Consider the following 24,824-nt stretch of genomic DNA (forward strand, 5'->3'; position numbering starts at 1 on the left):
ATGTGGGAACATCTGCGGTTATGGACCCGAACGACGACCCGGAAGCCCGGATTCGCGACCTCGAGCGTCCGTTGGCCGACCGGGCCTACAACTCTGAGCTGGGCACACAGGCCTACTCGACGCCGTACCCCACGGAGCCGTACACCACCCCGCAGTACTACCCGCCGCCTCCTCCCCCGCCCGGCTACCCGACGCCCTACGGCATGGGCCCGCCGGCAGCGGCGAAGAAGACGGGCGTCCTCGCATTCGTCGCGATCGTGCTCCTGATGGCGGCCGCGGGCGCCGGCGTCCTGATCTGGTACGCGATGGGGCGAGACGCAGACGGACCGGTGGCGGGGAACCCGACGGTCGCCGGCGGCGGCGGTCTGCTCGACGAGCCGCAGATCCCGCAAATGCCGCAGATCCCGTCGATGCCGGTGCTGCCGAGCGGGATCCCGACCGGGCTACCGGGGATGCCGGGAACCAGCGAGACGCTCGAGGCGGGCCCGGGCGAGACGGTGAACGTGTCCGGGGTGCAGACCGTCGCAACGGTCACCTGCGACGACGGCACCGTGAACGTCAGCGGCGTGGCGAACATCGTGACGATCACGGGCGAATGCGCGGCGGTGATCGCGTCGGGCGTCAACAACGAGATCACGGTCGACTCGTCGGCTCAGATCAGCGCCTCAGGCTTCGACAACACGATCATCTACAAGTCGGGGTCGCCGGAGATCGGCTTCGTGACCGACTCGAACATCATCAGGCAGGGCTGACGTTCACCCCTCCTTGGTGTAGTCGGTGCTGAGCCAGCGCGTCGGCCGCATCCGGATGAGCACCGATGTGTCGGTGAGGTTCTGGTCGGTGAACTGGTTGCCCTCGCCTTCGCCGAGGTAGCGGATCGCGATCTTGCGCACGGCATCGTCGGTGGCGGACTCGATGCCGGTCACGTCGCCTTCCGCCGTGACGTAGCGATACGGCGGCTGCTCGTCCTGCGCGGTGATGGCGAAGCGGCCGGCGTCGCGAATCAGCTTGAGCTTGACGGAGTTCGACTCGGTCCACAGCACGACCTCGCCGCCCGGCTCGTACCAGTACCAGATGGGCACGACCAGTGGCGCGCGGTCAGGCCGCTCGACGCCGATCACCCCGACGTGCAGTTCGGCCAGGTAGCTTTCACGTTCCTCGCTCGTCATCTTCGCCATGCCGGTGCCAACGACTGTGGCGCCGATCTCATTCCTGTGTAACAGCAGCCACTGCAGGCACGATCACATCACCAGTAACTGTCAAGATCATCAGGTCGGCGTGTCGGGGAGGTCGGGTGCGGAACGGGTGGAAGGCCGCCGTGGGCGCGGTCGCGCTGGCGGCTGCCGCGTTGATGGGTGACGTGTCGGCGCCGGTGGCGCAAGCCCAGCCTGCGGCCGCGACGAAGGACTTCCGGAAGCCGGCGATCGTCATCCTCGGCTATGGGTTGAACCCGGACGGGTCGATGCGCACGATCCTGCGGCGACGGGTGCTCACGGGTTTGACGGTGGCGCAGTTCTTTCCGCAGTCGCCGGTGATCGTGACGGGCGGCAATCCGCGCAACGGCGTGACCGAGGCGGCGCAGATGCGGCAGATGTTGACGATGCTCGGGCTGCCACCGAACCGGATCATTGTCGAGGACCGGGCGAACAGCACGGTGCAGAACGCCCGGTTCTCGGTGCCGCTGGCCAAGGAGGCCGGAGCGACGGGAATCATACTGGTGACGTCGTCGACGCATCAGGACCGCGCGGACACGAACTTCATCGACGCCGGCGGGAACGTGCTCGCCACCGTGAGCTACCCGGACGGCAGCCCGCAGACCAATGTCTTCCAGTTCGCCCGCGACGCGATCAGCCCGTTCATCGGCATCAGCTAGCAGCCCGAGCAATCAGTTCCTCGCTCAGGGTCCAGAGCCGTTGCGCGGACTCCGGATCGACGGCGTGGGACGCGACGCCGGGCATGATGAGCGGCTCCTTGCCCCACGCATCATCGATGCGTGTTTCGGTGAGCGGCGCGACGTCGTTGTCCTTGAGATAGACGCCGCCGACGCCGTCGAGCAGTGGGCTGGTCGCGGCGAAGACGATGGTGCTGGCGCCCTGCTGCGGGGTCTTGAGTTCCCGGTCGGGGTCGATGATTGGCTGTCCGCTGTCGTCGAGGACGCCCATCGCCTGCAGTTCCTCGGTGGTGATCGACGGGCCGAGGTTCGTACCGAACGCGATGCCCGGGTGCAGCGCGTAGCCGCGGATCCCCTCGGCGGCCCAGCGCCGGTCGAGTTCGACTGCGAACAGGACGTTGGCCGTCTTGGACTGGCCGTAGCCGAGCATGCCGTCATACCCGGTGGTGAAATGCGGGTCATCCCAGCGAATGTCGGAGAGCATGTGGCCGCCTGAGGACACGTTGACCACCCGTGCACCGTGGGCGGCACGCAGCGCAGGGAGCAAGCCCAGGGTCAGCTGAAAGTGGCCGAGGTGATTCGTGGCGAACTGCGCTTCGTAGCCGCGCGCGTCGCGCACCAGGTCGCCGCCCATGATGCCGGCGCAGTTGATCAGCACGTGCAGCGAGCGCCCGGAGTTCACGTAGGCGGCGGCGAAGGCGTCGATGGACGGCGGGTCGAGCAGGTCGAGTGGTGCGACATCGACGCGCTCGAGCCCGGCCAGCGACGTGGCAGCCCGTTCCGGACTGCGGGCGCCGACGGTGATGGTGGCGCCCGCCCTGCTCAGCGCGCGGGTGGCTTCCAGACCGAGGCCGACGTGGCCGCCGGTGATGACGATGTTGACCCCGGCGAGGTCGATGCCGGCGAGGACGTCGTCGGCGGTCGATGCGGCGGTGAAGCCGGAGCCGAGGGGATGCTGCTTGTGGGACACGGGTGTCTCCAGAACTGGGCGCGTGCCCTACGATAGGAAAACGGAACAACGATCCAGAACTATACGGAACTGAGTTCCGTTTAGGCAAGGGAGTGACGGTGACGGGCGACGATGCGGTGCCGGGTGGGGTTCGCCGGGTCCGCGCCGACGCGCAGCGCAACCTGTCGGCCGTCGTCGAGGCGGCCACGGCGGTGTTCGCCGAGTCTGGGGTCGACGCGCCCGTGCGTGACATCGCCGCCCGCGCCGGCGTCGGAGTCGGCACGCTGTACCGGCACTTCCCGCAGCGCTCGGATCTGGTGGTGGCGGTCTTCCGCCATGAGGTCGACGCCTGCGCAGACGCGGCACCCGCCTTGGCGGCCGAGTACGGCCCCGCCGAGGCACTGAAGCAGTGGCTGCGGCGCTACTCCTCGTTCATCGCGACCAAGCAGGGGTTGGCCGCGGCGTTGCACTCGGGTGACCCCGCGTTCGACGCACTGCCCGGCTACTTCGACGAGCGGCTACGGCCGGCGCTGGAGACGTTGTTGACGTCAGCCATCGCCGCGGGCGAGGTGCGGGAGGACGTCACAGCGCTCGAATTGCTCTACGCCGTCGGCAATCTGACCCTGCCCGGACCCGACGGCAGCACCGGCCACGTCCAACGGATGGTCGAGCTGTTCCTCGACGGGCTAGGCGTTAGGCCACGGGCGCGAGCTCGAAGATCGGGATGACGCGATCGGTGCGCTTCTCGTACTCGGCGAAGCCGGGCGCGCGCTCCTTGACGATCTCCCACACACGGTCGCGCTCGTCGCGCGCCAGCTCGTGGGCGGTGTAGGGCCTGCGCGGGTTGTCGCCGATCTCGACGGTGACGGCGGGGTTCGCGCGCAGGTTGAACACCCACGCCGGGCTGGCGTCGCGGCCTGCGGCGGAGCCGACGACATAGAGCTTGTCGTCGATGTCGAAGTAGGCGATGAGGTTCTCCCGCTCGGCGCCGGACTTGGCGCCGGTTGAGGTCATGATGATGAGCGGGAAGCCCTCGAACTGGCCGCCCACCTTGCCGCCGTTGTTGCGGAACTCCTCGATGTTGTGTCGGTTGAACTCGCGCTCGGACTGCATGTCGTCGTCGGCCATACCTCGATGGTGGCACGGCTCGCTTGACGCATGCCAGCGCGCACAAAACCATTTGTCGCCTCGTCACCGGCCGTGGTGGAGTTGGCCGTGCACCCCGACACCGCCGACCGGCTCGCGATCGCCGCCGCCGTCGCCACCGTCCTGCTGTGGGGATCGGCCTTCGTCGTCATCCGGGCTGTCGGCACGGAGCTGTCGCCAGGGCCGCTGGCGTTCGTGCGCCTCGTCGTCGGCGCCGTCCTGTTAGTGGGCATCGCGCTCGCCTACCGCCGCGTGTCGATTCCCCGCGGCCGGGCGCTGGCTCTGATCGCGGGCTACGGACTGCTGTGGTTCGCCGGTTATACGGCCGTCCTGAACTGGGCCGAACAGCATCTCGACGCCGGAACCGCCGCCCTGCTGGTCAACTTCGCCCCTGTCATCGTCGCGGTGTTCGCGGGACTGTTCCTCGGCGAGGGGTTCCCACGGCAACTGGTCGCGGGGATCGTCATCGCTTTTCTCGGTGTCGCGCTGATCGCGGTGTCCAGCTCGGGAGGCGCCGAGAACGACTGGCTGGGCGTGATTCTCGGGCTACTTGCCGCGGTGCTCTACGCGGCGGGTGTGCTGCTGCAGAAGGTCACGCTTCGCACAGTCGACGCGATGACCGCGACCTGGCTCGGCTGCGTGGTGGGCATGGTGGCGACACTCCCCTTCGCCCCGCAGGCGATCGACGAACTGCGTTCGGCCTCCGCGGGCGCGGTGGCCGGCGCGGTGTATCTCGGCATCGGGCCGACGGCCGTGGCATTCACGACGTGGGCCTTCGCTCTGAGCCGCACGAACGCCGGGGCGGTGGCCGCGACGACGCTGGCGGTTCCGGCGGTGGCGATCGCCGTCTCGTGGGTGTTCCTGCGAGAGATCCCCACCGTGCTCGCACTCGTCGGCGGCGCGCTGGCGTTGGCCGGTGTCGCACTCACCCGCCGCCGCACGACGGCACCCGCGGTCGACGACTCCGCCAGTCGCTGAGCAGATCTCGGGACACAAACATCTCGCGCGCGTCAACATATGTTGACGCACGCAGCCTCAGAGCACGCTGCCGTGCCTGCACTGCGCGGGCATCGGCGGGCCCTCGCGCAGCGAGTCCGCCAGCGACACGGTTCCGTCTGAGTCCCGCAGCGCGACCACCGGCGGCAGGGACAGCCGCACGTCGACGACGACGGCTCCCGCGCCGGCCGCATTCCGGCAGCCCAGCCCGACCCGCTCGCCCGCCCCGGCGCCGAACGCGTCGTCGATGCGTGAACGGACTGCGGCCAGCGTCAGCCGTCCACCCGGCGCGTCGCGCAGCACCGGGTCGAGGACCTCGCGCACCTCGTCGGTCAGCGTCGTCGCATCGCCGAAATAGGCGTCCGGCGAGAGCCCCGAACACGTGCCGTGGGTGTACCACTCGTGGTGCACCAGCGCCGCCGTGTCGACCGTCGTCGACCGCAACCGGTCCTGGGTATCGCTCGACAACTCGACGGCTGGCAGCTCGGACTCCCTGTCCCGCAACTGCTCCGGCAGACCGCAGTACTGGCGGTCACGCGGCTGCGGCCACAGGCCGTGCAGCACCAGCGTCCGGCCCACCGTGTCGACCTCGCCGGTCTCGCATGCGTCGTTCTGCGGTTCGACGGTGCAGAAGCTCGGCGCCCAGGTGAGCACCAGCCAACTCGCGGCGGTGTCGTCGGACACCAGCGCCGACGGGTTCGGCGTCCGGTCGAGTACGGTCACGCTGTAGGTGACGGCAGCGACGACCACCGCGGCCAGCGCCGCGGAAATCGACAATACGGCTGCGTCGCCTCGCCGCATGGCGCACCCTTCTAGGCAGGGAAAAGCAGGTCAATCCCGGGCTCCAGCCTCCCATGGCAATGCCTCGGCGTTGCGCGATCGTCGACGAAAGGTGCGCGGACGTGTCGCCGTCGTGGAGGAAGCCCCGGTGAACGACATCGACCGGTGGTTCGAACGCACCGGCCGCCGCAGGCAACGCGCGGTCTCGCTCTACGGCTGCCTGTTGACCGGCAGGATGTTCGAGTACTTCCGCTACCGCCTGCGCTACGCGCTGCTCGTGGACGGCATCGCGTTCGTCGTCCACGTCGCCGAGTTCCTGATCATCCTCACCGCCCTCGGCGGGCTGGCGGCGTTCACGGTGATGATCCTGCGCGTCGGCAGCCTCATCGTCAGCGGCGCCTGGTGGGGACTGCTGGAGGTGATGCGCGAACGTCTGCGCGCGTTCTCCCTGACCCGCGACCGCGACGCCGTCGAACGCGAGATCGGCAGCTGGCTGGTGCTGTCGGTGATCGCGGCGACCACCGTGGCCGTCGCCGGCGCGGCGGTGGTGCTGTCCCTGTTGCCCTCCGACGGCGATCCCATGGGTCTGCTCTACGCGTTCCTCGTCGTCATCGAGCTCGCACTGCGAATGCCAGTGCGGGTGCTGCATTCCGGCATGTACGCCACCCGGCGGATCTGGCGGCCACTGTGGACGCTGTTCGCCCCGACGGTCGTGCAGATCGCGGTGATCGGCGCCGGGGCGATGTTCTATCCGACCGCCGCCGTGATCGTCGCGATCATCGCATCCAACGCGCTCTCGATCTGGATCACCATCCACTTCACCCTGCGCCTCTACCGGCTCAACGGCGTCTCCCCGAATCACCGGGCGGCGCAGCCCCTGCGTGCTCGCCTGCCCTCGATCCCGTTCCGGCAGGGGGTGGACACCACGCTCGCGGGCCTCGGCCTGCGGCTCGACGCGATCGCCGTGCTCGCGATCGCCGGCATCTACGGCACCAGCACCCGCTCGTTCGACCTGACCGCCGGATTCGAGGCGTGGCGCGACATCGATGCCTTCCAGTTCTTCTATCTGGTGCTCCCGCTGTTCCGCGGTGCCTACGAGGCGACAGCCGTGTTCTACTTCGATTTCGTTCGGCTGCGGCGCATTCCGGCCCTCCGCGAGTACCGGTTGTGGTTCTTCCACCGGCTGCTGCTCGTCACGCCGGTGGTCACGCTGTACTTCTGGGCGCTGGCCGTGGCGCTGGGACTGTTCGTGTTGCCCGGCATCCCGTTCGGGTTCCTGCTGGCGCTGCTGCCGCTGTTCATCGTGCGCAGCTTCATCGGCACCTATCAGATCCGGCTGTTCGCCGAGGGCCGGTTCCACGCGCTCAACCTGACCATCGTGTTCACCGGACTGCTGTTCGCGCTCGTGTGGATCGACGTCAATCCCGCTTCCGACCTCCTCGAGCTCACGGCGGCGATGATCGTCCTGCTGATCGTGCACGTCAACGTGCAGCACCTCGAGGACCGCAGCCCGCCACCGGCCACCCAGCTGCCGCTCGGCGACTGGATCCGGGCGCTGGCCGCGGAACCGGGACCGGTGCGCGCCGGGACGATCACCGTGCCGGAGTGGATCCCGCAGCGGCAACGGTCGGCAGCCGTCGACACGATGCGAAAGACGTTGACGGGCAGCGGCTGTCTCGCGTTCTACTCACCGACGTCCCTGGTCTTCTACGAGCGCGAGTCGGACATCGACCATGACCGGCAACCGCACCTCGAGGTGCAGACCGTCACGGGTGGCGCCGCCAACCGGGGTCGTTACTGGCGAGAGCCGGCGGCTGACGGCCGTGATGCGCTCGATCGCATCGTCACCGCACAGTGGATCAAACCCATTGCAGGAGTCCCGAGAGCGCCGCAGAGCCCCGACCACCTCGGACCGGAATTCCTCGACATCTTTCCCGACGGCACGGTCGCCGATCTCGACACTCGCGCGGGCGCCAAGATCATGCGAACGCTCGACGAGGACTTGGTGCCGGCGATCCTGACCACGGCCATGAAGAGCCTCGACGACGACGCACTGGTGGTGTCGGTGGCGGGCCGCTGGCTGTCGCCGATCTTCCACGAGAACAAAGTGCGGATGATCTTCCTGCTGCCGTCTGACCCCGAGCCGGCGCGGTTCCAGCGCTGGCTGCGGACATTACGGGCGTGGCGGCTCGGCCAGTGGGAGGGCACCGGCCGTGACGCTTGAACCCATCGACATCGACCGCTGCCTGGTCGATCCCGCGACGTACGAATCCACGATTCTGCGCATCTACGCCAAGCGCAACGAGCAGGGCCTCGGTTTCAACGAGGTGTCCTCTGGCGTCAGCTATTTCGACGCGGCGACGGACCGCAAGAAGTTGTCCCGCGCCATCGCCGACAGCATCGCGGACGGCACGTACCGGCCCCAGCCCGTCGACCTGTGGTTCCTCGAGACCGGTGGCAAGCGCCGCACCGCCCACCTGGCCGGCTTCGTCGATCATGTGGTCGGCTCGGCGCTGTTCAAGGTGTTGTCGCACAACGCCCGCTGCTACGGGCTGCCCGGTGTCTGGTCCTACCTGCCGGGCCTGACGAACGTCGGGGCGATGCGGGCGTTCGCCGCGTTCATCCGCGCCCACCGGGAGCGGGTCGGTCCGAGGGGCGGGCCGCTGTACGTGCTGCAGTCAGACTTCGAGAAGTACGGCGACAACCTGCCGGTCGGCCCGGACGCCGCACTCTGGCACACCCTGCGAGAGGTGGTGTCACTGGGCAGCGCCGGTGGTGAGATCGGCAATGCCGCTTGGGATCTGATCACGGCGCTGGTGCGGCCGGTGGTGCGCGATGAGGACGGCGCCGAGTTCACCCGCCTCAACGGCGTCGCGATGGGCACTCCCCTGGTTCCCCTGTTGGGGAATCTGGCGGTGGTGCCGATGGACCGCGCGATCAGCGCTCTCGACGGCGTGTTCTATGCCCGCTACAACGACGACTTCATGATCGCCCATCCCGACCTCGCGGTGATCCACGAGGCGGACGCCCGCATCGACACGCTCGTCGCGGAGTTGGGGGTGAAACGGAAGCTGAGCAAGGAGATCCGCACCGCCCTGAGCGGGAACGGCCGACCGTGCACGGTCGATCCGGCTTACGGCGGCCGGGACCGGATCGACTGCCTCGGCATGTCGGTGACATCTGCAGGCACCGTCACGCTGGGCCCGCATCGGTTGCGCCGCTTCGTCGCCCGCATCGCGGCGCGGATCGATGGCGCCGCGCCGACGCTGTCGGAGATGACGGTGCGTGAGCGGGCCCGCCACCTCGTCGCCGCGACCAACGTCATGCTGGACACGACGAGTCCGTTCGCGGTGGCCGGGTTGTCCGCGCTGCTCGACGCGGTGACCGATCGGGGCTCGCTCAAGGATGTCGACTACCGGATCGCCCGTAAGATCGCACAGACCGCGACGGGCATCCCGGGTGTCCGCGGCTTCCGGCAGCTCCCACCGGAGGTGCTATACCGCGAGATGGGCCTGGTATCGCTGGTCGCGCTGCGCAACAGCCGGTGACCTTGCGGGACGCCCCGGCGCGCGGCTAGTTTGAGTCTGGCGCGGATCCCGCACGTGTGCGGTCATCCCGAGAGACCACAGAGGTTGCGGCTTTCGGTCTCTCTTTTTCGGCGTTTTTCCCCGCGCCCCTTACTTGTCGTGCGCCCGGCGTTGGCCGCGGCTTTCTGAGCCAGTGCAATGACCCGCTCCCGTCAACATTTGTTGACGGGAGCAGGCCGTCACTGTTCTCGAGCAGCGCGCCACCCACCTCGGCCACACGGGTGCGATCTTGTCCGCGGTGGAGCACAATGCCGGATACTCGTCCGCACATGCCGATTGGAGTCGCGTGACCCGAAGCGTCGAAGACGTGGACACCCCGTGGTCGCCGCGGGAGTGCGAGCTGCTGGCGGTCACCCTGGAATTGCTCCAGGAGCACGGCTACGACCGGCTGTCCGTCGACGCCGTCGCCACCACCGCGCGCGCGAGCAAGGCAACGCTGTACAAGCGGTGGCCGACGAAGGCCGAACTCGTGCTGGCGGCCTTCGTCGAGGGCACCCGTCATGTCGCCGTCGACCCGGACACCGGCACGCTGCGCGGCGACCTGCTCGAGCTCGGCGAGCAGATTCGCGCCCACGTCAACACCCACGCGGGCACCATCCGCGCGGTGCTCGTGGAGATCTCCCGGAGCTCGGATCTCGCCACCACGATGCAGGAGCGGTTCCTCGACCAGCGGAAAGCGCTCATGTCCCATGTCCTCGCGCGGGCCGTCGACCGCGGCGAGATCACGTCGACCGCCGTTACCGATGACCTCTGGGACGTGATGCCGGGCTACCTCATCTTCCGCACCCTCCTGAACGGACGGAACCCGTCCCGGCGCACCGTCACCGACCTCGTGGACAACGTGCTCATCCCCAGTCTCACCCGTCACAACATCCGATGATCTTGAGGCGAGCAAAGGGTTGAGCAGTACGGTCCGGTACCGTACTGTCAATCAAGTTGATATGACTCGAGCCGGCCGGTCGCCGGTCGCCGAGGCGTGTCAAAATGCCGCCGCCCGTCGAAAGGCTCACGTATGCAGCGGGTTTCACTCGGTGGCCGCCTGCTGAGGCAGTGGATGATCCTGGTGGCGATCGTCGTCATCGCCATAGCGGGTTTCGCGGTGTACCGGCTGAACGGCATCTTCGGATCCAAGGACGTCACCTCCACCCCCAGCGGCGCCGCCAACGAGATCGTCCCGTTCGACCCGAAGCGCGTCCTCATGGAGGTGTACGGCCCGCCGGGCGCCGTCGCGACCATCACCTACACCGACATCGACGCCCAGCCGCAGCGCGTCGACGGCGCGACCCTGCCGTGGACGTACGACACCACGACCACCCAGCCCGCGGTCTTCGTCAACGTCTCCGCCCAGGGTGACAGCGACTCCATCGGCTGCCGGATCACGATCGACGACGTCGTCAAGGACGAGAGAACGGTCACCCAGTTGAACGCCTACACCTTCTGCCTGGACAAGTCCGGATGAGCCAGCACCTCGCCGAACGCCCGGCGAAGACCGACCGCGTCGCCCGGTGGATCCGCAGGCTGGCCATCCCGATCGTGCTGGCGTGGGTGGCGATCGCCGCCCTGACGAACGTGCTGGTGCCGCAGCTCGAAGCCGTCGGCGAAGAACAGAACGTGGCGTTGAGCTCCCCCGATTCGCCCTCGCTGCAGGCGTTTCAGCGCATCGGCGAGAAGTTCGAGGAGTTCGACTCCGACAGCGCGGCGATGATGGTGCTGGAGGGCGATCAACCCCTCGGCGCCGAAGCGCACGCCTACTACGACGAGCTCGTCAAGCGGTTCGAGGCCGACACCACACACGTCCAGCACGTTCAGGACTTCTGGGGCGACCCGCTGACCGCGGCGGGCTCGCAGAGCCCGGACGGCAAGGCCGCCTACGTGCAGGTGTTCCTCGCCGGCAACCAGGGCGAGGCGCTGTCGCTGGAATCGGTCGACGCGCTGCGGAAGATCATCGCCGATACGCCTGCGCCGCAGGGCATCCACGCCTACGTCGCCGGCTCCGCGGCGCAGATCGCGGACCAGTTCGAGGTGGGCAACGAGAGCACGGTGCTCGTCACGCTGCTGACCGTCGGCGTGATCGCGGTGATGCTGCTGATCGTCTACCGCTCACCGGTGACGATGATCCTCGCGCTCGTCACGGTGCTCATCATGATGTCGGCGGCCCGCGGAATCGTCTCGTTCCTGGCCAATTCCGGACTCATCGGCCTGTCCACGTACTCGACGAACATCCTCACGTTGCTGGTGATCGCCGCCGGCACGGACTACATGATCTTCTGGCTCGGCCGCTATCAGGAGCGGCGCAACGAGGGCATGGACCGCGAGGCCGCCTTCTACGACGCGTACCGCGGGACGGCGCACGTTGTCCTCGGGTCGGGGCTGACGATCGCCGGCGCCGTGGCGTGCCTGCACTTCACCCGTCTCCCCTACTTCCAGAGCCTCGGCATCCCGGCGGCGATCGGCGTGCTCGTCGCGCTGGCCGCATCGCTGACGCTGGCGCCGGCCGTTCTGGTGATCGGCAGCAAGCTCGGCCGGTTCGACCCGAAACGCAAGACGGCCAAACGTGGTTGGCGGCGGATCGGCACGGCGATCGTGCGGTGGCCGGGACCGATCCTGATCGCGACGATGGCGCTGGCGCTCGCGGGTATCGGCGCGCTGGGCGGCTACAAGGTGAGCTACGACGTCAGCGCGTACATGCCGGACGACGCGCCGTCGAACGTCGGGTATGCCGCGGCGGAGCGGCACTTCTCGAAGGCGCGGCTCAATCCCGAACTGCTGATGATCGAGACCGATCACGACCTGCGCAATCCGACCGACATGATCCTGCTGGAGCGGGTGGCGAAGGCCGTCTTCCACACCGAGGGCATCGCGCAGGTGCAGTCGATCACGCGGCCGCTGGGCACGCCGCTGGACCACACGTCGATCCCGTTCCAGATCAGTGCCAACAGCGCGGCGCAGATCAACAACCTCCCGTACCAACAGGCCCGGGCGCAGGATCTGCTCAAGCAGGTCAGTGAGATCAACACGTCGATCGACACCCTGCGGCAGCAGTATGCGCTGCAGCAGCAGTCCGGCGAGATCACCCACGAGCAGAGTGAGGCGTTCCAGAACACGGTGGCGATCGCCGCGGAGCTGCGCGACAAGATCGCGAACTTCGACGACTTCTTCCGGCCGATCCGCAACTACTTCTACTGGGAACCGCACTGCTACGACATCCCGATCTGCTGGGCGTTCCGGTCGCTGTTCGACGCGCTGGACGGTATCGGCGAGCTGACCGATCAGCTGGCCAGTGTGTCGGGGAGCATCGCCAAACTCGATGAGCTGCAACCGAAACTGCTGGCGCTGATACCGCCGCAGATCGCGGTGCAGGAGACCAACCGCGACCTGACGATGACGAATTACGCGACGACGTCCGGCATTTACGATCAGACCCAGAAGGCGCTGGAGAACTCGACGGCGCTGGGCAAGGCGTACGACGCGTCGAAGACCGACGACTCGTTCTATCTGCCGCCGGAGGTGTTCAGCAACTCCGAGTTCATCCGCGGGCTAAAGCTGTTCCTGTCACCGGACGGCAAGGCGGCGCGCATGATCGTGACGCACGAAGGTGATCCGGCGACGCCCGAGGGCATTTCGCACATCGAGGCGATGCGCAACGCTGCCAAGGCGGCGGTCAAGGGCACGCCCCTGGCGGGGTCGAACATCTACATCGGCGGGACGGCGTCCACCTATGGGGACATCCAGGAGATGGCGCACTACGACTTGATCATCGCCGGCATCGCGTCGCTGACTCTGATCCTGCTGATCATGATGTTCATCACCCGCAGCATCGTCGCCGCGCTGGTGATCGTGGGCACGGTAGCGCTGTCGCTGGGGGCGTCGTTCGGGGTGTCGGTGTTGGTGTGGCAGCACATCTTCGGCATCCAGATGTACTGGGTGATCCTGCCGTTGGCGGTGATCCTGTTGCTCGCGGTGGGGTCGGACTACAACCTGCTTCTGGTGTCGCGGTTCAAAGAGGAGATCCACGCCGGCATCAACACGGGCATCATCCGGTCGATGGCCGGCAGTGGCTCGGTGGTGACGGCCGCGGGCCTGGTGTTCGCGTTCACGATGGCGTCGTTCATCTTCAGCGACCTGACGGTGCTCGGCCAGATCGGGACGACGATCGCGCTCGGGCTGATGTTCGACACGTTGATCGTGCGGTCGTTCATGACGCCGTCGATCGCCGCGCTGCTCGGTCGGTGGTTCTGGTGGCCGGTGAAGGTGCGCCAGCGCCCGGTGCCGCAGAAGTTCGGCGACGAGGACACCCGCCAGCTGTCGCTGTTCTGACGCGCGCCGTCTGAACCACGCGGGAGCGGGCACCCACCCCTACAGTGACCAGGTGTCCACACAGGGGGCGGGATGACAGCGGCGAACACAGCGGCGACGTCGACGTGGGCGCCGCTGCGTTCGCCGGTCTACCGCGCGCTGTGGATCGCGCAGCTCGTCTCCAACCTCGGCACCTGGATGCAGACGGTCGGTGCGCAGTGGATGCTCGTCGGTGATCCTCGGGCGGCAGTCCTGGTTCCGCTGGTGCAGACCGCCACCACGCTGCCGGTGATGCTGCTGGCGCTGCCGTCGGGTGTCCTCGCCGACCTGATCGACCGACGCCGGCTCCTGATCGCCACCCAGGGGGCGATGGCCGCGGGAGTGGGCCTGCTCGCCACGCTGACCGGCTTCGGGTTGACCACACCGGCGGTGCTGCTGACGCTGTTGTTCGTCATCGGATGTGGGCAGGCCCTGACCGCGCCGGCATGGCAGGCGATCCAGCCTGATCTTGTTCCCGCCGAACAGATCCCGGCGGCGGCCGCGTTGGGCAGCATGAGCATCAACGGCGCCCGGGCGATCGGACCGGCGATCGCCGGCGTCCTGGTGTCGTTGTCCGGGCCGACCCTGGTGTTCGCGCTCAATGCCGTCTCGTTCGTGGGGATCGTGTTCGTCCTCATTGCGTGGCGGCGCCCCGCCGTCGAGAGCGGCTATCCGCCCGAGCGGGCGCTGGCGGCGCTGAGTGCGGGCGGGCGGTTCATCCGCAGCTCCCCCATCGTGCGACGAATCCTGTTGCGGGCGGCGTTGTTCATCGCACCCGGAAGCGCCATCTGGGGTCTGCTGCCGGTGATCGCGAAGGACCGACTGGGGTTGTCGTCCGCGGGTTACGGATTGCTGCTGGGGGCGCTCGGCGCGGGTGCGGTGCTCGGCGCGTTCCTGTTGTCGCGGCTGCGTGCGCGGTTCGGCCAGAACACGCTGCTGACGGTCGGGGCGGCGGGCTTCGCGGTGGCCACCGCGGTGCTGGCGCTGGTGCCCATCTTCGCGGTGGTGTTCCTGGCGCTGGTCGTCGGCGGCGCGTCGTGGCTGTTGTCGTTGTCGACGCTGAATGCGTCGATGCAGTTGAACCTGCCGGCATGGGTGCGGGCCCGCGGATTGTCGGTGTATCAGCTGATCTTCATGGGCGGGCAGGCGCTGGGTTCGGTGGTGTGGGGAGTGCTCGCGGGGTCCACCACGAGTTCGATCAGCCTGCTGGTGAGCGCGGCGCTGTTGTTGGTGTGCGGGCTGTCGTCGTTGTGGTGGCCGCTGCACGCCGGCACCGGCAACCTCGACCTGACGCCGTCGGCGCACTGGCCCGAGCCGACGCTCACGTTCGAGCCCGAACCGTTGGATGGGCCGGTCATGGTGACGACGGCGTATCGGGTCGCAGCCGACGACGAGGAGGGTTTCCTGGCGGCGATGGCCGTGCTGGGTCGGTCCCGGCAGCGCACCGGGGCGGCGGAGTGGCGCCTCTTCCGCAGCGTCGAGCACGAGTCGACGTTCGTGGAGACGTTCATCGTGCGGTCGTGGGGCGAGCACATGCATCAGCACTACGTCCGCCTCACCGGCCAGGACCGGCTGATCGAGGAGGCCGTCGAGCGCTTCCTCGACGGGCCAGCGGTGTCCGAGCACTACCTGGCGGTGCGCGACCCCTGACGAGGCGCGCGTCCCGAGACCTGTCGCCGTTCTAGTTGCTCCGCTATGAAGCGCGAGGGACTTCCCAGGCGCTGGCCTGGCCGGTTCCCGCGAATGCGTGGGAGTTGGTGGTAGTGAACTCCTCCACGGTCAGCGCGGGCGTTCCCGTGATGGCATCGACGAGGTTGTTGGTCCCGGCGAAGATGCCGTCGCGGTAGTCCTGGGCCACACTACTGATGTGCTGGACAAAGTACTCGTCGAACCCCTGCGCGCGAAGCACTTCGGCGAACGAGGCGATGCCGACGGGCTCGTAGCGGACGGGTATCTCGAGCGCGGCCGCAACCTTGGCCGCGATGCCGTCGTTGTCAAGTTCCAATGGGCCGTAGAGCGGATAGACCTGACGGTCGTGCGGCGCCGGGTTTCGCAGGATCGCAGCGATGACACGGGCCTGGTCGACGGCCGCGATGGGGGCGTGCCGACCATCGGCGAACGGTAGGCGGAACACGCCTCCGCGATCATCGCGCGACCACTGCCACACCAGCCATTCGGCGAAGAACGTGGGCCGGAGGTGCGTGGTGAAGAACGCCGACCGGTCGAGCAGTCGTTCGCTGAGCCAATGATTCTGCGCGGCATGACTCTTCGCCTCGCGCCTGGCGCTGATCTGGGACATGTTGACCACGGCCCGCACGCCGGCTTCGGCGGCGGCTTGCGCGAAATTTGCGGTGGCATCCAAGAGGCCCGGGCGAATGGGATAGCAGAAATACGCCGCGGTGACGCCGGCCATTGCGGAACTCACGGAGGCGAAGTCCAGCAGGTCGCCGACGACGACTTCCGCGCCCAGGTCGGCCAGCGCCTCCGCGCGGGCATCCAGAGAGTGGACGAGTGCACGCACCCGTAGGCCATCCTGTCGAAGTATGCGCACGGCATGGGCACCGGTCTGGCCGGTGGCCGCAGAAATGAGATAAAGGTTCCCTGTCGTCATGATCTTCCTATCGGTCGGAGGGGTGAGTTCAGAAATTGGGTCCTCGGTTGCGTGGCGCCGGACGGTAGCTCTCCTCTCCCTGACTAACGCGTCCGTTACTCATCCCATCGAAGCATGCTAGGCTGACTAAAGCAAGCGTTATTCAGAAGGGAATCGGGGAATGAACTTTGAGCCCGCGCTCAGCGATCGTTCGCAGTGGCAGATCGGCGACGCCTGCTCGATGACACGCGTGTTGGACGTCCTCAGCACCAAGACGGCTTTTCAGACCCTCCGCGAATTATTCTTCGGCACAGTGCGTTTCGATGACTTCGTGACGCGAACCGAGAGTTCAGCACCCGCCACCTCGCGCGCGCTCAAGCAGCTCGAAAACGCCGGCATCGTGGCGCGGGTGCCGTATCAGGAGCCGGGCCAGCGGGTGCGTGACGAGTACCGCTTGACCGAGGCGGGCGAGGAACTGCTGCCGGTGTTCATGGCGTTGGTCCAGTGGGGGGACAAGCACCTGCAGAACGGACGCGCGCCTCTTGCGTTCCTCGATACCGATACCGGAAGGCCCGTCAAGGTGGGGGTGATCGCCGGTGAGGGTGCGTCACCGATCGGCTCGGGTCATATCGAGATTCGCGGAGCCTGATCGGCTGGCCGCCTCCGCCTGCGTCCGTCGTCCATGCGCGGAAGCGACTCCCGACCGGTGACATCGCCGGACTACAGTGCGGCCATGGCCGGCATCGTCCTCACCGACGAGTTCCGTCGAGCCCTGGACCTGTTGGCCGGTGGCCGCCACGTCTTCCTGACCGGCAAGGCGGGCACCGGCAAGTCCACGCTGATCCGGTTGTGCACCGCCGACACCGACCGCTCCGTCGTGGTGGTCGCACCCACCGGGATCGCCGCGCTCAACGTCGACGGCTACACCATCCACCGACTCTTCGGCTTCCGCACCACCACGACGCTCGACGACATCCGCACCGGCGCGTACCGACCGGGACGGTTCACCAAAACCCTGGCATCGCTGCAGACGCTGATCATCGACGAGGCCTCGATGGTGCGCGCCGATGTCTTCGACATGGTGGCCGCGGCGCTCGAGCGGTTCGGCCCCGCTCCCGGCGCACCGTTCGGCGGCGTGCAGATCGTCCTCGTCGGCGACCTCTACCAACTGCCGCCCGTGGTCAGCGAACACGAGGCCGGCTTCTTCACCACCACCTACGAGACGCCGTACTTCTTCTCCGCCCGCAGTTTCGACCGCGACGACTTCCCCACCATCTCGCTGACCACGGTGTTCCGGCAGCTTGGCGACGACCGGATGACCGCCATCCTCAACGAGATTCGCGAGGGCGTGCTGCTCGGCCACGCGCAGGGGCAGCTCAACGCCCGCGCCGACGCCGACTTCGTCCCACCCGACGGCGAGTTCTGGCTCACCCTCGCCCCGACCAACCGGCTCGTCACCGCCCGCAATCGCCAGCACCTCGAACGGCTGCCCGGCGACGAACTGGTCCACCAGGCGCGTGCGTCCGGTGACCTGTCGCTGTTCGATCCGCCGGTCGAGGAGACGCTGCGGTTCAAGGTCGGCGCGCAGGTGATGATGCTCAACAACGACCAGAGCGATCGCTGGGTCAACGGCAGCATCGGCCGCGTCGTCGGTGTCGGGTACGACCGCTACGGCGCCGTCGTCGAGGTCGAGTTCCCCGACGGCTCGGTCGCCGACGTCGCGCCGTATACGTGGGAGGCCACCCGGCCGGTGGTGTCCGGCGCCTCGCTGGGCCGCGAGGTCATCGGCTCCTACACCCAGCTGCCGTTCAAGCTGGCCTGGGCGATCACGATCCACAAGAGCCAGGGCCAGACGCTCGACCGGGTGATCGTCGACCTCACCGGCGGCATGTTCTCGACGGGTCAGCTCTACGTCGCGCTGAGCCGCTGCACGTCGCTGGCCGGGCTGGTGCTGAAACGCCCTGTGCTGCCGAAGGATTTGAAGACCGACCGGCGCATCGCCCGCTTCCTGCGCACCGCGAACGGCGGGACGGGCGCACGGCGATACTGCGCGATCGGCATGCTGACCGTCGGCGACGAGGGCCGGATGTCGCGGCCCCGGCCGGTCGAGCTGGCGGTGGCGTTCGACGACGGCACCGCGCTCTCGACGCTGATCAACCCGCAGCGCGACCTCGCCGATGCGCGAACGGCTTACGGCATCACAGTGTCCGATGTGCTGCTGGCCCCGACGCTGCGCGAGGCGTGGGCGGTAATCGCCCCCATGCTGGCCGGCTGCACCCCCGTCGGCGTCAACGTCGACGACCAGCTCGGCCTGATCGACTTCGAACTCAAACGCCTGGGCTTCGTGACGGCGATGCCGCTGGGCGTCGAGCTGCGCGGTACGCGGATCTCGGGGCGCACCGCGCTGGAGCGAGCCCGCTCGGCGCTGAGCGCCCACGGCGGCATGCCCGCCGAGGACGGCTCGTCACCGTTCGAGGAACCCGATGCCGTCGAGTCGTCCGGCCTGCTGGTGAGCCGTGACCCCGACGCACCCACACCGGTCGCCGACCACCTGCCCGGCCTGTCGGCGCTGCTGCGAATCAGCCGCGACGTCAGCGCGGTACTGCTGGGCGCGTCGGTACCCCGAGACCTCGACGCGCCGGCGGATGCGGCGGCACGGCAGTCGGTGGCCGATCAGTTGCGCGCGGCGGCGGCGCGGGTGCAGCTGCCGAAGGATGTCGCGGCGCGGCTCGAGGAGGCGTCACGGCTGCTCGGGGTGGACATCGGCGCGGACGCGCTGTGCGCCGGCGTCGACGACATCGCGGCGACGCTCACCCCGGGGATTCGCATCTGCTTCACCGGCACAGCGCAGGACAGCGCCGGCCGGATCGTCGAGCGGCCGGAGATGGAGCGGCTGGCGGCCGAGGCGGGGCTGACGCCGGTCAAGACGGTGTCGAAGACCCGGTGCGACGTGCTGGTGACCGCCGAGGTGGGCACGCAGTCAGGCAAGGCGCGCAAGGCGCAGGAGTACGGCAAGCCGGTGTTCTGCGCCGACGACTTCTTCGCCTGGCTCGCTACCCGCTGACGGCCCCGCGCCGGTGTTTTAGCCGTCGCAGCCGTCGAAGAAGCGAGACACCGACATCTCGATGTCCTCGCTCGGGGTGAATTCCGCACCGGCGGCCGGTGATTGGGAACAGACCTCCCAGTACATCAAGTCGATCTGCTTCTGCTGTGTCGGACCGTCGATGTTGTGAGACTTGATGACGAATTTCGTGTTGGGGTCGAGCTTCTCGATGGTTTTATCGGCTTTCGCGAGGCTCATCTTCTCGACCGACGGCATGACGAACGTCGGCTCGTCGGCTCCCGCAGGCCCGGCCAGTCCGATCGCGGCGGGGACGAGTAGCGCGAGAGCGCCTGCGGCGCGGAGGGCGTGCATCTTCATGGGAACTCCTAATTTGGTGCTCGGGCAGTGGCGCGGACCGGCTGAAGTCGGGTCGGCGTGTCGCAGTGCTACAGCGCCGTAGTGCCCGCGATGAGCGAAGAATGCCTGTCATGACCCTGGCAATACCAGGGTTTTCTCATGGCAACATGCTGCCGGGCGGCTGTGCGTTTTCGCGGTTTCCTGTGAACGGGCCGTATCCGCCTACGCGGTGCCCATGCCGTCGACCACGGCGACGCACAGCGTCGCGGCGACCGCCGCGAGCTCGGCGGGCGTCTCCTTCGGATCGCGGAGCCACGCCTCGATGAGTTGGTTGGCGCCGCCGACCATGAACAGCGCCCCACGGCGCAACGCCTCCGGACTCGGTGTCTCGGCGCCGAGGACCTCGGGAGCGAGTTCGACGATCAGAGAGGCGATCTGGTCGAGGATGCCGGCCCGGTGTTCGGGAAGACCCGGGACGGCGCTGACGTCCCCGGTGGCGATGCGGTGGACGTGCGGGTCCGCGGCGATGATCTCCAGGAACGCCGTCAGCGCCGAGGTCAACTTGTCGGTGAGGGTGCCCGGATCGCCGACGCCGGCCTCGACCAGCGTTGCGAGCATTTCGGCACGCACCTCGTCGATGACCGCGAACACGATCGCCTCGCGGTTCGGGAACTGCTCGTAGAAGTAGCGGGTGGTCAGACCCGCGGCGCTGCACACGCCACGCACCGTCACGTCGGCGACACCGGACGTGCCCCAGATCTCGCGCGCGGCGGCGATCAGCTTCTGACGCCGCTCGGTGCGGCGGTCGTCTGCGCTCACGCCGCCGTAGTCACGCACCACCTCCGCGCGCTTCATTGACACGACATTACCTGCGGCCTTACTTTGGACTACGGCCGTTATCAGAAGTGTCCGAAGGAGCGTCGCGATGGAACAGCCCGTCCCTGCCCGCCACCCTTCGGCGCCCGGCCCCGTCCCTGCGGGCGTCCGGGTATTCGCGACCCTGCTCGGCGTCGGGCCTCCGTCGGCCGAGCGCTGGCAGAAGCTCGGCGCACACCTCACCGTCGGCGACGAGCCGATGGACCGCCTGGTCGAGTGGATGTCGGCCACCGGGATGGAGCAGGTGCGCCCGCTGTTCGATCGTGCGCTGACGTCGGGCATCGCCAGCGTCCCCGAGGCGCCGGAACCGTTGCGCGCGTTCTTCACCGAGGTCGAGACGGCTCCGGACTGGGTCGACTGGGAGCTGCTGCGGATCGGTCAGCGGGCGATGCGCCGCGGCGGGGCCGACGGGATGTACATCGCGCGAGACGTGTCGCTGCTGGGCGGGTATCAGTTCTCCGGGTTCAACAAGACGCTGATCCGGACGGGGGCGCTGGAGAAGGGGTCGAACAAGCGGTTCGCCGAGACCATGCAGTGGGCGATGGACACCTTCGTCGAGGGTGGCCTGGCGCCGCAGGGCGTGGGCTTCCGGTCAACGCTGCGGGTGCGGCTGATCCATGCGTTCGTGCGCCGCCACGTTTCGGCGATGCCGGACTGGCGGGCCGACGAGTGGGGCCTGCCCGTCAACCAGACGGACATGGCCGCGACGCTGGTCGGCGCGCTGATCGCGCCGTCGGCGGGTGGGCCGGCGATGGGACTTGTGCTGTCGCCCAGGGAGTATGACGCGATTGCGCACCTGACCCGGTATGTCGGGTGGCTGCTCGGCGTGGACGACGCGTGGTTGCCGCGCGACTTTCGCGACGGGATCCGGATGCTGTATCACACCGTGGCGGCGCTGTCGGAGCCCGACGAGTCGACGAAGCAGTTGGCGGCGCCGATGGCCGAGGACCCGCTGCAGTGGAACTACCCGCTGCTCGCGCGGGTGCGTCGACGGCTGGCGCGCGCACAGCACCTGTCGGTCACGAGCGCGTACCTGGGTCCGCGGGCGATGCGATCGCTGGGCCTGCCTGCGTACGTGCCGCCGTGGTACCCGATGATGCGCTTGCCGGTGAACCTGCTGCGGAGCTCGGCGGCGTTGACGCGGCGCGGCGGCCTCGACCGGGCGGCGCTGCGTGGCGACCGGGAGCAGAAGGCGTTGCTGCGCATCATGATCGGTGACGAGGACGCGACGGTCGGCGCGTCGGCCGCGCATGTGAGCCGGGTGGCGTGACACCGGCGTAGGGTGCGAGCCGTGCACGTCGACGTGATGACGACCCCGCAGCCGCTGCCGCAGATCTCGGACCTGGCGCGGCGCACGCAGGCGGCGGGTTTCTCGGGTCTGCTGTTCACCGAGACGGGCCGGACGGCGTATCTCAGCGCGGCGGCGGCGTCGCAGGCGGCGCCCGGGCTGGAGCTGTCGACGGGGGTGGCGGTGGCGTTCCCCCGCAGCCCCTTCGTGACGGCGGCGACGGCGTGGGAGCTGCAGGAGGCGTCGGGCGGGCGGTTCCGGCTGGGCCTGGGCACGCAGGTGCGGACGCATGTGGTGCGGCGGTACGGGGCGGAGTTCGAGCATCCGGGCCCGCGGCTGCGGGACTACGTGCTGGCGGTGAAGGCGTGCTTCTCGGCGTTCCGGACGGGAACGCTGGATCATCACGGCGAGTTCTATGACCTGGACTTCATCACGCCGCAGTGGAGTGCCGGGCCGATCGACGCGCCGGATCCGAACGTCGACATCGCGGCGGTGAACCCGTGGATGCTGCGGATGGCCGGCGAGGTGGCCGACGGCGTGCACGTGCATCCGCTCGGCGAGCCGGGCTACATCGCCCGCCATGTGGTGCCGAAAGTGGCAGAGGGCGCGACGAAGTCGGGACGAGCGGCAGATGACGTCGCGCTGATCGTGCCGGTGATGACCATCGTCGGCGACACCGACGAGGAGCGGCACCGCGAGCGCGAACTGGTGCGGGCGAGCATGAGCTTCTACGGCAGCACGCCGAACTACGCGTTCATCTGGGACGAGGCGGGCTTCGAGGGGACGACGGCCCGGATCCGGGAGAAGCAGAAGGCCGGCGACTACGCGGGCATGGCGGCGTGCATCACCGACGAGCACATCGCGAGGTTCGCGACGGAGGCGACGTGGGACGGCCTGACCGACGCGTTGCAGGCGAAGTACGGCGGTGTGGCGTCGCGGATCGTGTTGTACAACGCTGCGGCGGACCCGGAGCGTTTCGAGCGGTACGGCGAGGTGGCGCAGCGGCTCTCGGCTGCGTGACCAGTCTGTCGGTGGCGGCTGGCACGATGCGGCTTCCATCGAGAAAGGGAGAGGCCGTGGTTCGGAAGACGCCGTTCATCATCGCGGCCGCGTTCCGCCGCCGGATCACGGATCTCGACCTCGATGAAGACGCGCGCGAGCGGATGGCCGCACTGGCGCGACGCCAGGCCGATCGGATGAAGCGGCGCCATCCCGACTTCAGCTATGAGTGGTTCTACGGTTCGTGCGGACTGGACCACTGGGGCGAGCTTCCACCTGAGTATCCCAACTCGCACGGGCCGATGAAGGCGTAGCGGGACGACCGGCTGTCGGAGGTAGTTGAGGCGGAAGAGACGACGACAAAGGGGTTTGCCGCCGCGAGACGTGCAGCTGGGCGACGATGAGGACCGGCGAAGGGAGTGGTCTCTTAGCTGCGTTCCTGAACCAGGACGAGACGGCATCTTCTGGGGCGAGCTGCGTATACGCGAGCCTGCCTAACGCAGAGCGACTGACCGGTCTAACTGCATTCGTCACACACCCCACTGACCGGCAGCGCAATCCCAGGATGGCTGGGGCAAAACGTCGGCGGTGCATCACGCTTAGCCTGGGCCTTTTTGTACTCCCGCGACGCCTGCGCCTTCGGCGTCAGCTCCGGCCGTGCGCCCGGCGGCAGGTCAGCACCGAAGAACCTGTAGCACTCGAACCGCTCCTTTGCGGCGTGGTCATCGAGTTCATCGAGGCTTGGTTCGCCGTAAGCGCTATCCCCGTCCTGCCTGTACTTCTCGGCCGCGATCAGAGCGAACTTATAACCAGGACCTACTGTGCCATCTGCGGTGACGCACAGTGAGGTGAGCTGCGGCCAGCCAATCACTGTGCAAACCGCGATGACCCGGGCGAGAATATTGCCAACGTAGTTCTGCACTAGAGCGTTATGGCTGATCCCCGTCTTGTCTTTCACGTAGTCAACAAGCTGTGTGTAGGTAATGAAGCCTCGGTAACGCCTGGCGCTGGATTGCAATATCTCTACGGCGTGTGGCGTCCACGCGTCGTAAGCGTCCTGCATCGCGACGTAGTTGCCGTCTTTGTCGTGAGGCACCGCGCCTCCATCCCTTTTGTCGTTACTTTCGCACATCAGACCGCCACCGCCAGCCAAAGCATCCCTGCGCTTGACATCACCACCTGGTTCTGGAGACACCTTCAAAGCGCCAAGCTAGCGCTGCGGGTGGCCGACATCCCTGACGAGATTTTGCAATCGCACAGGGTGACCAGCACGGTGTCCACGGTCAGTAGTCCTGTTCCGCGGTCCTTCGCCGTTGCAGCGAATCACTGGCCGCGAGACAGCTCGATCTGCTTCTTGATCTCGCGGTACGCCTGCACGGGTGCCGTGACGGTGCGTTGGTGGCGCGTCGATGTCGTCGAACGGGCTCTTTACCACTCGATCAGCGAATCTGGCAACGCCGGCGGGTCAAGCCGTGGCACACGCGGTCGACCTGCAGCAGGGGTTCTTCAGCGGCGAGGTTGGACAGCCGAGCGCGGCTCCGCACAGCAGGGTGCGTCGGCATGTCCCTAAACCAAATGACGTCCTCGAAGCCCGTGACCGACCGGATCGGCTTGACCAACAGCTCCTGTGTGCGCCCGAGGAACGTGAACAAGTTGACCGCTTTGCGGACGAGTACGTCCACGTCCGACTGCTGATCGTTCGACGTCAACTCTCCCCCGGCTAACATTAGCTACCCCACGCGCGCGATTGCTGAAGACGCAATAATGACAGGCGTGCTGAATATGGGACATAGGTATGACAGCTCACAAAAGTTTGCGGGATCCTCCGCGGCCCCGACCGCACGCTCCCATCGTACCATCGCCGCAACACCCACTGCCCTACAGGAACCGGGTCGGCGCCAAAGTAGAGCGCATGCCATCGGTTTGCCAGGGCAACAGGAGGTCGCTACTGACGTCGCGCCAAGCTTCACCTAGGGTGGAAATGCAG

At 67.8% G+C, this 24,824-nt stretch carries 24 protein-coding genes; 15 read left to right on the forward strand and 9 right to left on the reverse strand.

The annotated features are described in order from the left end of the window. The first annotated feature begins 20 nt into the window (after window positions 1–20). On the forward strand, window positions 21–752 hold the full coding sequence (locus tag ACPCHZ_RS14225; RefSeq protein ID WP_423485291.1) for a DUF3060 domain-containing protein: 732 nt from the start codon (window positions 21–23) through the stop codon (window positions 750–752). 3 nt (window positions 753–755) lie between these two features. Here the strand turns inward: ACPCHZ_RS14225 and ACPCHZ_RS14230 are convergent, their stop codons facing one another. Continuing rightward, window positions 756–1,178, reverse strand: coding sequence for a pyridoxamine 5'-phosphate oxidase family protein (locus ACPCHZ_RS14230; RefSeq protein WP_423485292.1), 423 nt, complete (start codon window positions 1,176–1,178; stop codon window positions 756–758). Window positions 1,179–1,351: 173 nt separating this feature from the next. Here ACPCHZ_RS14230 and ACPCHZ_RS14235 point away from each other — a divergent pair, with 173 nt between their 5' ends. Next, window positions 1,352–1,873 (forward strand): YdcF family protein, encoded by a 522-nt coding sequence (locus ACPCHZ_RS14235; RefSeq protein WP_423485390.1) that lies wholly within the window; start codon window positions 1,352–1,354, stop codon window positions 1,871–1,873. On the opposite strand, the gene ACPCHZ_RS14240 is transcribed toward ACPCHZ_RS14235, so the two are convergent. Continuing rightward, on the reverse strand, window positions 1,866–2,861 hold the full coding sequence (locus ACPCHZ_RS14240) for an SDR family NAD(P)-dependent oxidoreductase (RefSeq protein WP_423485293.1): 996 nt from the start codon (window positions 2,859–2,861) through the stop codon (window positions 1,866–1,868). The genes ACPCHZ_RS14235 and ACPCHZ_RS14240 overlap by 8 nt on opposite strands. A 98-nt stretch (window positions 2,862–2,959) precedes the next feature. Here ACPCHZ_RS14240 and ACPCHZ_RS14245 point away from each other — a divergent pair, with 98 nt between their 5' ends. Then, window positions 2,960–3,568 (forward strand): TetR/AcrR family transcriptional regulator, encoded by a 609-nt coding sequence (locus ACPCHZ_RS14245; RefSeq protein ID WP_423485294.1) that lies wholly within the window; start codon window positions 2,960–2,962, stop codon window positions 3,566–3,568. Here the strand turns inward: ACPCHZ_RS14245 and ACPCHZ_RS14250 are convergent. Further along, entirely contained in the window at window positions 3,534–3,968 is a 435-nt protein-coding gene (locus tag ACPCHZ_RS14250) for a nitroreductase family deazaflavin-dependent oxidoreductase (protein ID WP_423485295.1), read from the reverse strand. The genes ACPCHZ_RS14245 and ACPCHZ_RS14250 overlap by 35 nt on opposite strands. Window positions 3,969–3,998: 30 nt before the next feature. Here ACPCHZ_RS14250 and ACPCHZ_RS14255 point away from each other — a divergent pair, with 30 nt between their 5' ends. After that, window positions 3,999–4,964, forward strand: a complete 966-nt coding sequence (locus ACPCHZ_RS14255; RefSeq protein WP_423485296.1) for a DMT family transporter — start codon at window positions 3,999–4,001, stop codon at window positions 4,962–4,964. A 57-nt stretch (window positions 4,965–5,021) separates the two neighbouring features. Here ACPCHZ_RS14255 and ACPCHZ_RS14260 read toward each other — a convergent pair whose 3' ends face one another. Then, entirely contained in the window at window positions 5,022–5,783 is a 762-nt protein-coding gene (locus tag ACPCHZ_RS14260) for a ribonuclease T2 family protein (protein WP_423485297.1), read from the reverse strand. A 127-nt stretch (window positions 5,784–5,910) separates the two neighbouring features. On the opposite strand from ACPCHZ_RS14260, the gene ACPCHZ_RS14265 reads away from it, so the two are divergent. The 6 genes from ACPCHZ_RS14265 to ACPCHZ_RS14290 all read left to right on the forward strand — a co-directional run bounded on the left by ACPCHZ_RS14265 (window position 5,911) and on the right by ACPCHZ_RS14290 (window position 15,334). Then, complete coding sequence (locus ACPCHZ_RS14265; protein ID WP_423485298.1) at window positions 5,911–7,986, forward strand: hypothetical protein; 2,076 nt, start codon at window positions 5,911–5,913, stop codon at window positions 7,984–7,986. Next, window positions 7,976–9,310: a hypothetical protein gene (locus ACPCHZ_RS14270; RefSeq protein ID WP_423485299.1), complete on the forward strand. Its 1,335-nt coding sequence runs from the start codon at window positions 7,976–7,978 to the stop codon at window positions 9,308–9,310. Before ACPCHZ_RS14265 ends, ACPCHZ_RS14270 begins: the two co-directional genes overlap by 11 nt. A 346-nt stretch (window positions 9,311–9,656) precedes the next feature. Beyond that, window positions 9,657–10,229, forward strand: a complete 573-nt coding sequence (locus ACPCHZ_RS14275; RefSeq protein ID WP_423485300.1) for a TetR/AcrR family transcriptional regulator — start codon at window positions 9,657–9,659, stop codon at window positions 10,227–10,229. A 132-nt stretch (window positions 10,230–10,361) separates the two neighbouring features. Beyond that, window positions 10,362–10,808, forward strand: a complete 447-nt coding sequence (locus tag ACPCHZ_RS14280) for an MmpS family transport accessory protein (protein ID WP_423485301.1) — start codon at window positions 10,362–10,364, stop codon at window positions 10,806–10,808. Next, window positions 10,805–13,666 carry an RND family transporter gene (locus tag ACPCHZ_RS14285; RefSeq protein ID WP_423485302.1) on the forward strand — a complete coding sequence of 954 codons (2,862 nt, stop codon included), beginning with the start codon at window positions 10,805–10,807 and terminating at the stop codon, window positions 13,664–13,666. The genes ACPCHZ_RS14280 and ACPCHZ_RS14285 overlap by 4 nt, the downstream gene beginning before the upstream one ends. 72 nt (window positions 13,667–13,738) lie before the next feature. After that, on the forward strand, window positions 13,739–15,334 hold the full coding sequence (locus ACPCHZ_RS14290; RefSeq protein ID WP_423485303.1) for an MFS transporter: 1,596 nt from the start codon (window positions 13,739–13,741) through the stop codon (window positions 15,332–15,334). 43 nt (window positions 15,335–15,377) lie between these two features. Here the strand turns inward: ACPCHZ_RS14290 and ACPCHZ_RS14295 are convergent, their stop codons facing one another. After that, window positions 15,378–16,295: an NAD(P)H-binding protein gene (locus ACPCHZ_RS14295; protein ID WP_423485304.1), complete on the reverse strand. Its 918-nt coding sequence runs from the start codon at window positions 16,293–16,295 to the stop codon at window positions 15,378–15,380. Between the two features lie 160 nt (window positions 16,296–16,455). Here ACPCHZ_RS14295 and ACPCHZ_RS14300 point away from each other — a divergent pair, with 160 nt between their 5' ends. Both ACPCHZ_RS14300 and ACPCHZ_RS14305 read left to right on the forward strand, forming a co-directional pair. Further along, window positions 16,456–16,923 (forward strand): winged helix-turn-helix transcriptional regulator, encoded by a 468-nt coding sequence (locus tag ACPCHZ_RS14300; RefSeq protein ID WP_423485305.1) that lies wholly within the window; start codon window positions 16,456–16,458, stop codon window positions 16,921–16,923. An 84-nt stretch (window positions 16,924–17,007) separates the two neighbouring features. Next, complete coding sequence (locus ACPCHZ_RS14305; RefSeq protein ID WP_423485306.1) at window positions 17,008–19,338, forward strand: AAA family ATPase; 2,331 nt, start codon at window positions 17,008–17,010, stop codon at window positions 19,336–19,338. Window positions 19,339–19,356: 18 nt separating this feature from the next. Here the strand turns inward: ACPCHZ_RS14305 and ACPCHZ_RS14310 are convergent, their stop codons facing one another. Then, window positions 19,357–19,695 carry a hypothetical protein gene (locus ACPCHZ_RS14310; RefSeq protein ID WP_423485307.1) on the reverse strand — a complete coding sequence of 113 codons (339 nt, stop codon included), beginning with the start codon at window positions 19,693–19,695 and terminating at the stop codon, window positions 19,357–19,359. 201 nt (window positions 19,696–19,896) lie between these two features. Further along, complete coding sequence (locus tag ACPCHZ_RS14315) at window positions 19,897–20,529, reverse strand: TetR/AcrR family transcriptional regulator (protein ID WP_423485308.1); 633 nt, start codon at window positions 20,527–20,529, stop codon at window positions 19,897–19,899. Window positions 20,530–20,599: 70 nt separating this feature from the next. Between ACPCHZ_RS14315 and ACPCHZ_RS14320 the strand changes: the two genes are divergently transcribed. Genes ACPCHZ_RS14320 through ACPCHZ_RS14330 form a run of 3 tightly spaced genes read left to right on the forward strand, consistent with a single transcriptional unit; the run spans window position 20,600 to window position 23,151 of the window. Next, window positions 20,600–21,820: an oxygenase MpaB family protein gene (locus tag ACPCHZ_RS14320; RefSeq protein ID WP_423485309.1), complete on the forward strand. Its 1,221-nt coding sequence runs from the start codon at window positions 20,600–20,602 to the stop codon at window positions 21,818–21,820. Window positions 21,821–21,841: 21 nt separating this feature from the next. After that, entirely contained in the window at window positions 21,842–22,858 is a 1,017-nt protein-coding gene (locus ACPCHZ_RS14325; protein ID WP_423485310.1) for a TIGR03617 family F420-dependent LLM class oxidoreductase, read from the forward strand. Next, window positions 22,855–23,151 carry a hypothetical protein gene (locus ACPCHZ_RS14330; RefSeq protein WP_423485311.1) on the forward strand — a complete coding sequence of 99 codons (297 nt, stop codon included), beginning with the start codon at window positions 22,855–22,857 and terminating at the stop codon, window positions 23,149–23,151. Before ACPCHZ_RS14325 ends, ACPCHZ_RS14330 begins: the two co-directional genes overlap by 4 nt. A 203-nt stretch (window positions 23,152–23,354) precedes the next feature. On the opposite strand, the gene ACPCHZ_RS14335 is transcribed toward ACPCHZ_RS14330, so the two are convergent. Further along, the gene (locus ACPCHZ_RS14335) at window positions 23,355–23,933 is read right to left on the reverse strand and encodes a hypothetical protein (RefSeq protein ID WP_423485312.1); all 579 of its coding nucleotides are present in this window, start codon (window positions 23,931–23,933) and stop codon (window positions 23,355–23,357) included. A 343-nt stretch (window positions 23,934–24,276) separates the two neighbouring features. Then, on the reverse strand, window positions 24,277–24,519 hold the full coding sequence (locus tag ACPCHZ_RS14340) for a hypothetical protein (protein ID WP_423485313.1): 243 nt from the start codon (window positions 24,517–24,519) through the stop codon (window positions 24,277–24,279). Window positions 24,520–24,824: the final 305 nt, after the last annotated feature.

The sequence above is a fragment of the Mycobacterium sp. NPDC050041 genome, from assembly GCF_049541695.1.
Taxonomy (GTDB): Bacteria; Actinomycetota; Actinomycetes; order Mycobacteriales; family Mycobacteriaceae; genus Mycobacterium.

Excerpts from the sequence above, each read along its gene's own strand:
- ACPCHZ_RS14285 (WP_423485302.1), top strand. The coding sequence starts at position 10,805 with ATGAGCCAGCACCTCGCCGAACGCCCGGCGAAGACCGACCGCGTCGCC.
- ACPCHZ_RS14250 (WP_423485295.1), bottom strand. The coding sequence starts at position 3,968 with ATGGCCGACGACGACATGCAGTCCGAGCGCGAGTTCAACCGACACAAC.
- ACPCHZ_RS14255 (WP_423485296.1), top strand. The coding sequence starts at position 3,999 with ATGCCAGCGCGCACAAAACCATTTGTCGCCTCGTCACCGGCCGTGGTG.
- ACPCHZ_RS14280 (WP_423485301.1), top strand. The coding sequence starts at position 10,362 with ATGCAGCGGGTTTCACTCGGTGGCCGCCTGCTGAGGCAGTGGATGATC.
- ACPCHZ_RS14225 (WP_423485291.1), top strand. The coding sequence starts at position 21 with ATGGACCCGAACGACGACCCGGAAGCCCGGATTCGCGACCTCGAGCGT.
- ACPCHZ_RS14305 (WP_423485306.1), top strand. The coding sequence starts at position 17,008 with ATGGCCGGCATCGTCCTCACCGACGAGTTCCGTCGAGCCCTGGACCTG.
- ACPCHZ_RS14235 (WP_423485390.1), top strand. The coding sequence starts at position 1,352 with ATGGGTGACGTGTCGGCGCCGGTGGCGCAAGCCCAGCCTGCGGCCGCG.
- ACPCHZ_RS14295 (WP_423485304.1), bottom strand. The coding sequence starts at position 16,295 with ATGACGACAGGGAACCTTTATCTCATTTCTGCGGCCACCGGCCAGACC.
- ACPCHZ_RS14290 (WP_423485303.1), top strand. The coding sequence starts at position 13,739 with ATGACAGCGGCGAACACAGCGGCGACGTCGACGTGGGCGCCGCTGCGT.
- ACPCHZ_RS14310 (WP_423485307.1), bottom strand. The coding sequence starts at position 19,695 with ATGAAGATGCACGCCCTCCGCGCCGCAGGCGCTCTCGCGCTACTCGTC.
- ACPCHZ_RS14230 (WP_423485292.1), bottom strand. The coding sequence starts at position 1,178 with ATGGCGAAGATGACGAGCGAGGAACGTGAAAGCTACCTGGCCGAACTG.
- ACPCHZ_RS14315 (WP_423485308.1), bottom strand. The coding sequence starts at position 20,529 with ATGAAGCGCGCGGAGGTGGTGCGTGACTACGGCGGCGTGAGCGCAGAC.
- ACPCHZ_RS14320 (WP_423485309.1), top strand. The coding sequence starts at position 20,600 with ATGGAACAGCCCGTCCCTGCCCGCCACCCTTCGGCGCCCGGCCCCGTC.
- ACPCHZ_RS14260 (WP_423485297.1), bottom strand. The coding sequence starts at position 5,783 with ATGCGGCGAGGCGACGCAGCCGTATTGTCGATTTCCGCGGCGCTGGCC.
- ACPCHZ_RS14300 (WP_423485305.1), top strand. The coding sequence starts at position 16,456 with ATGAACTTTGAGCCCGCGCTCAGCGATCGTTCGCAGTGGCAGATCGGC.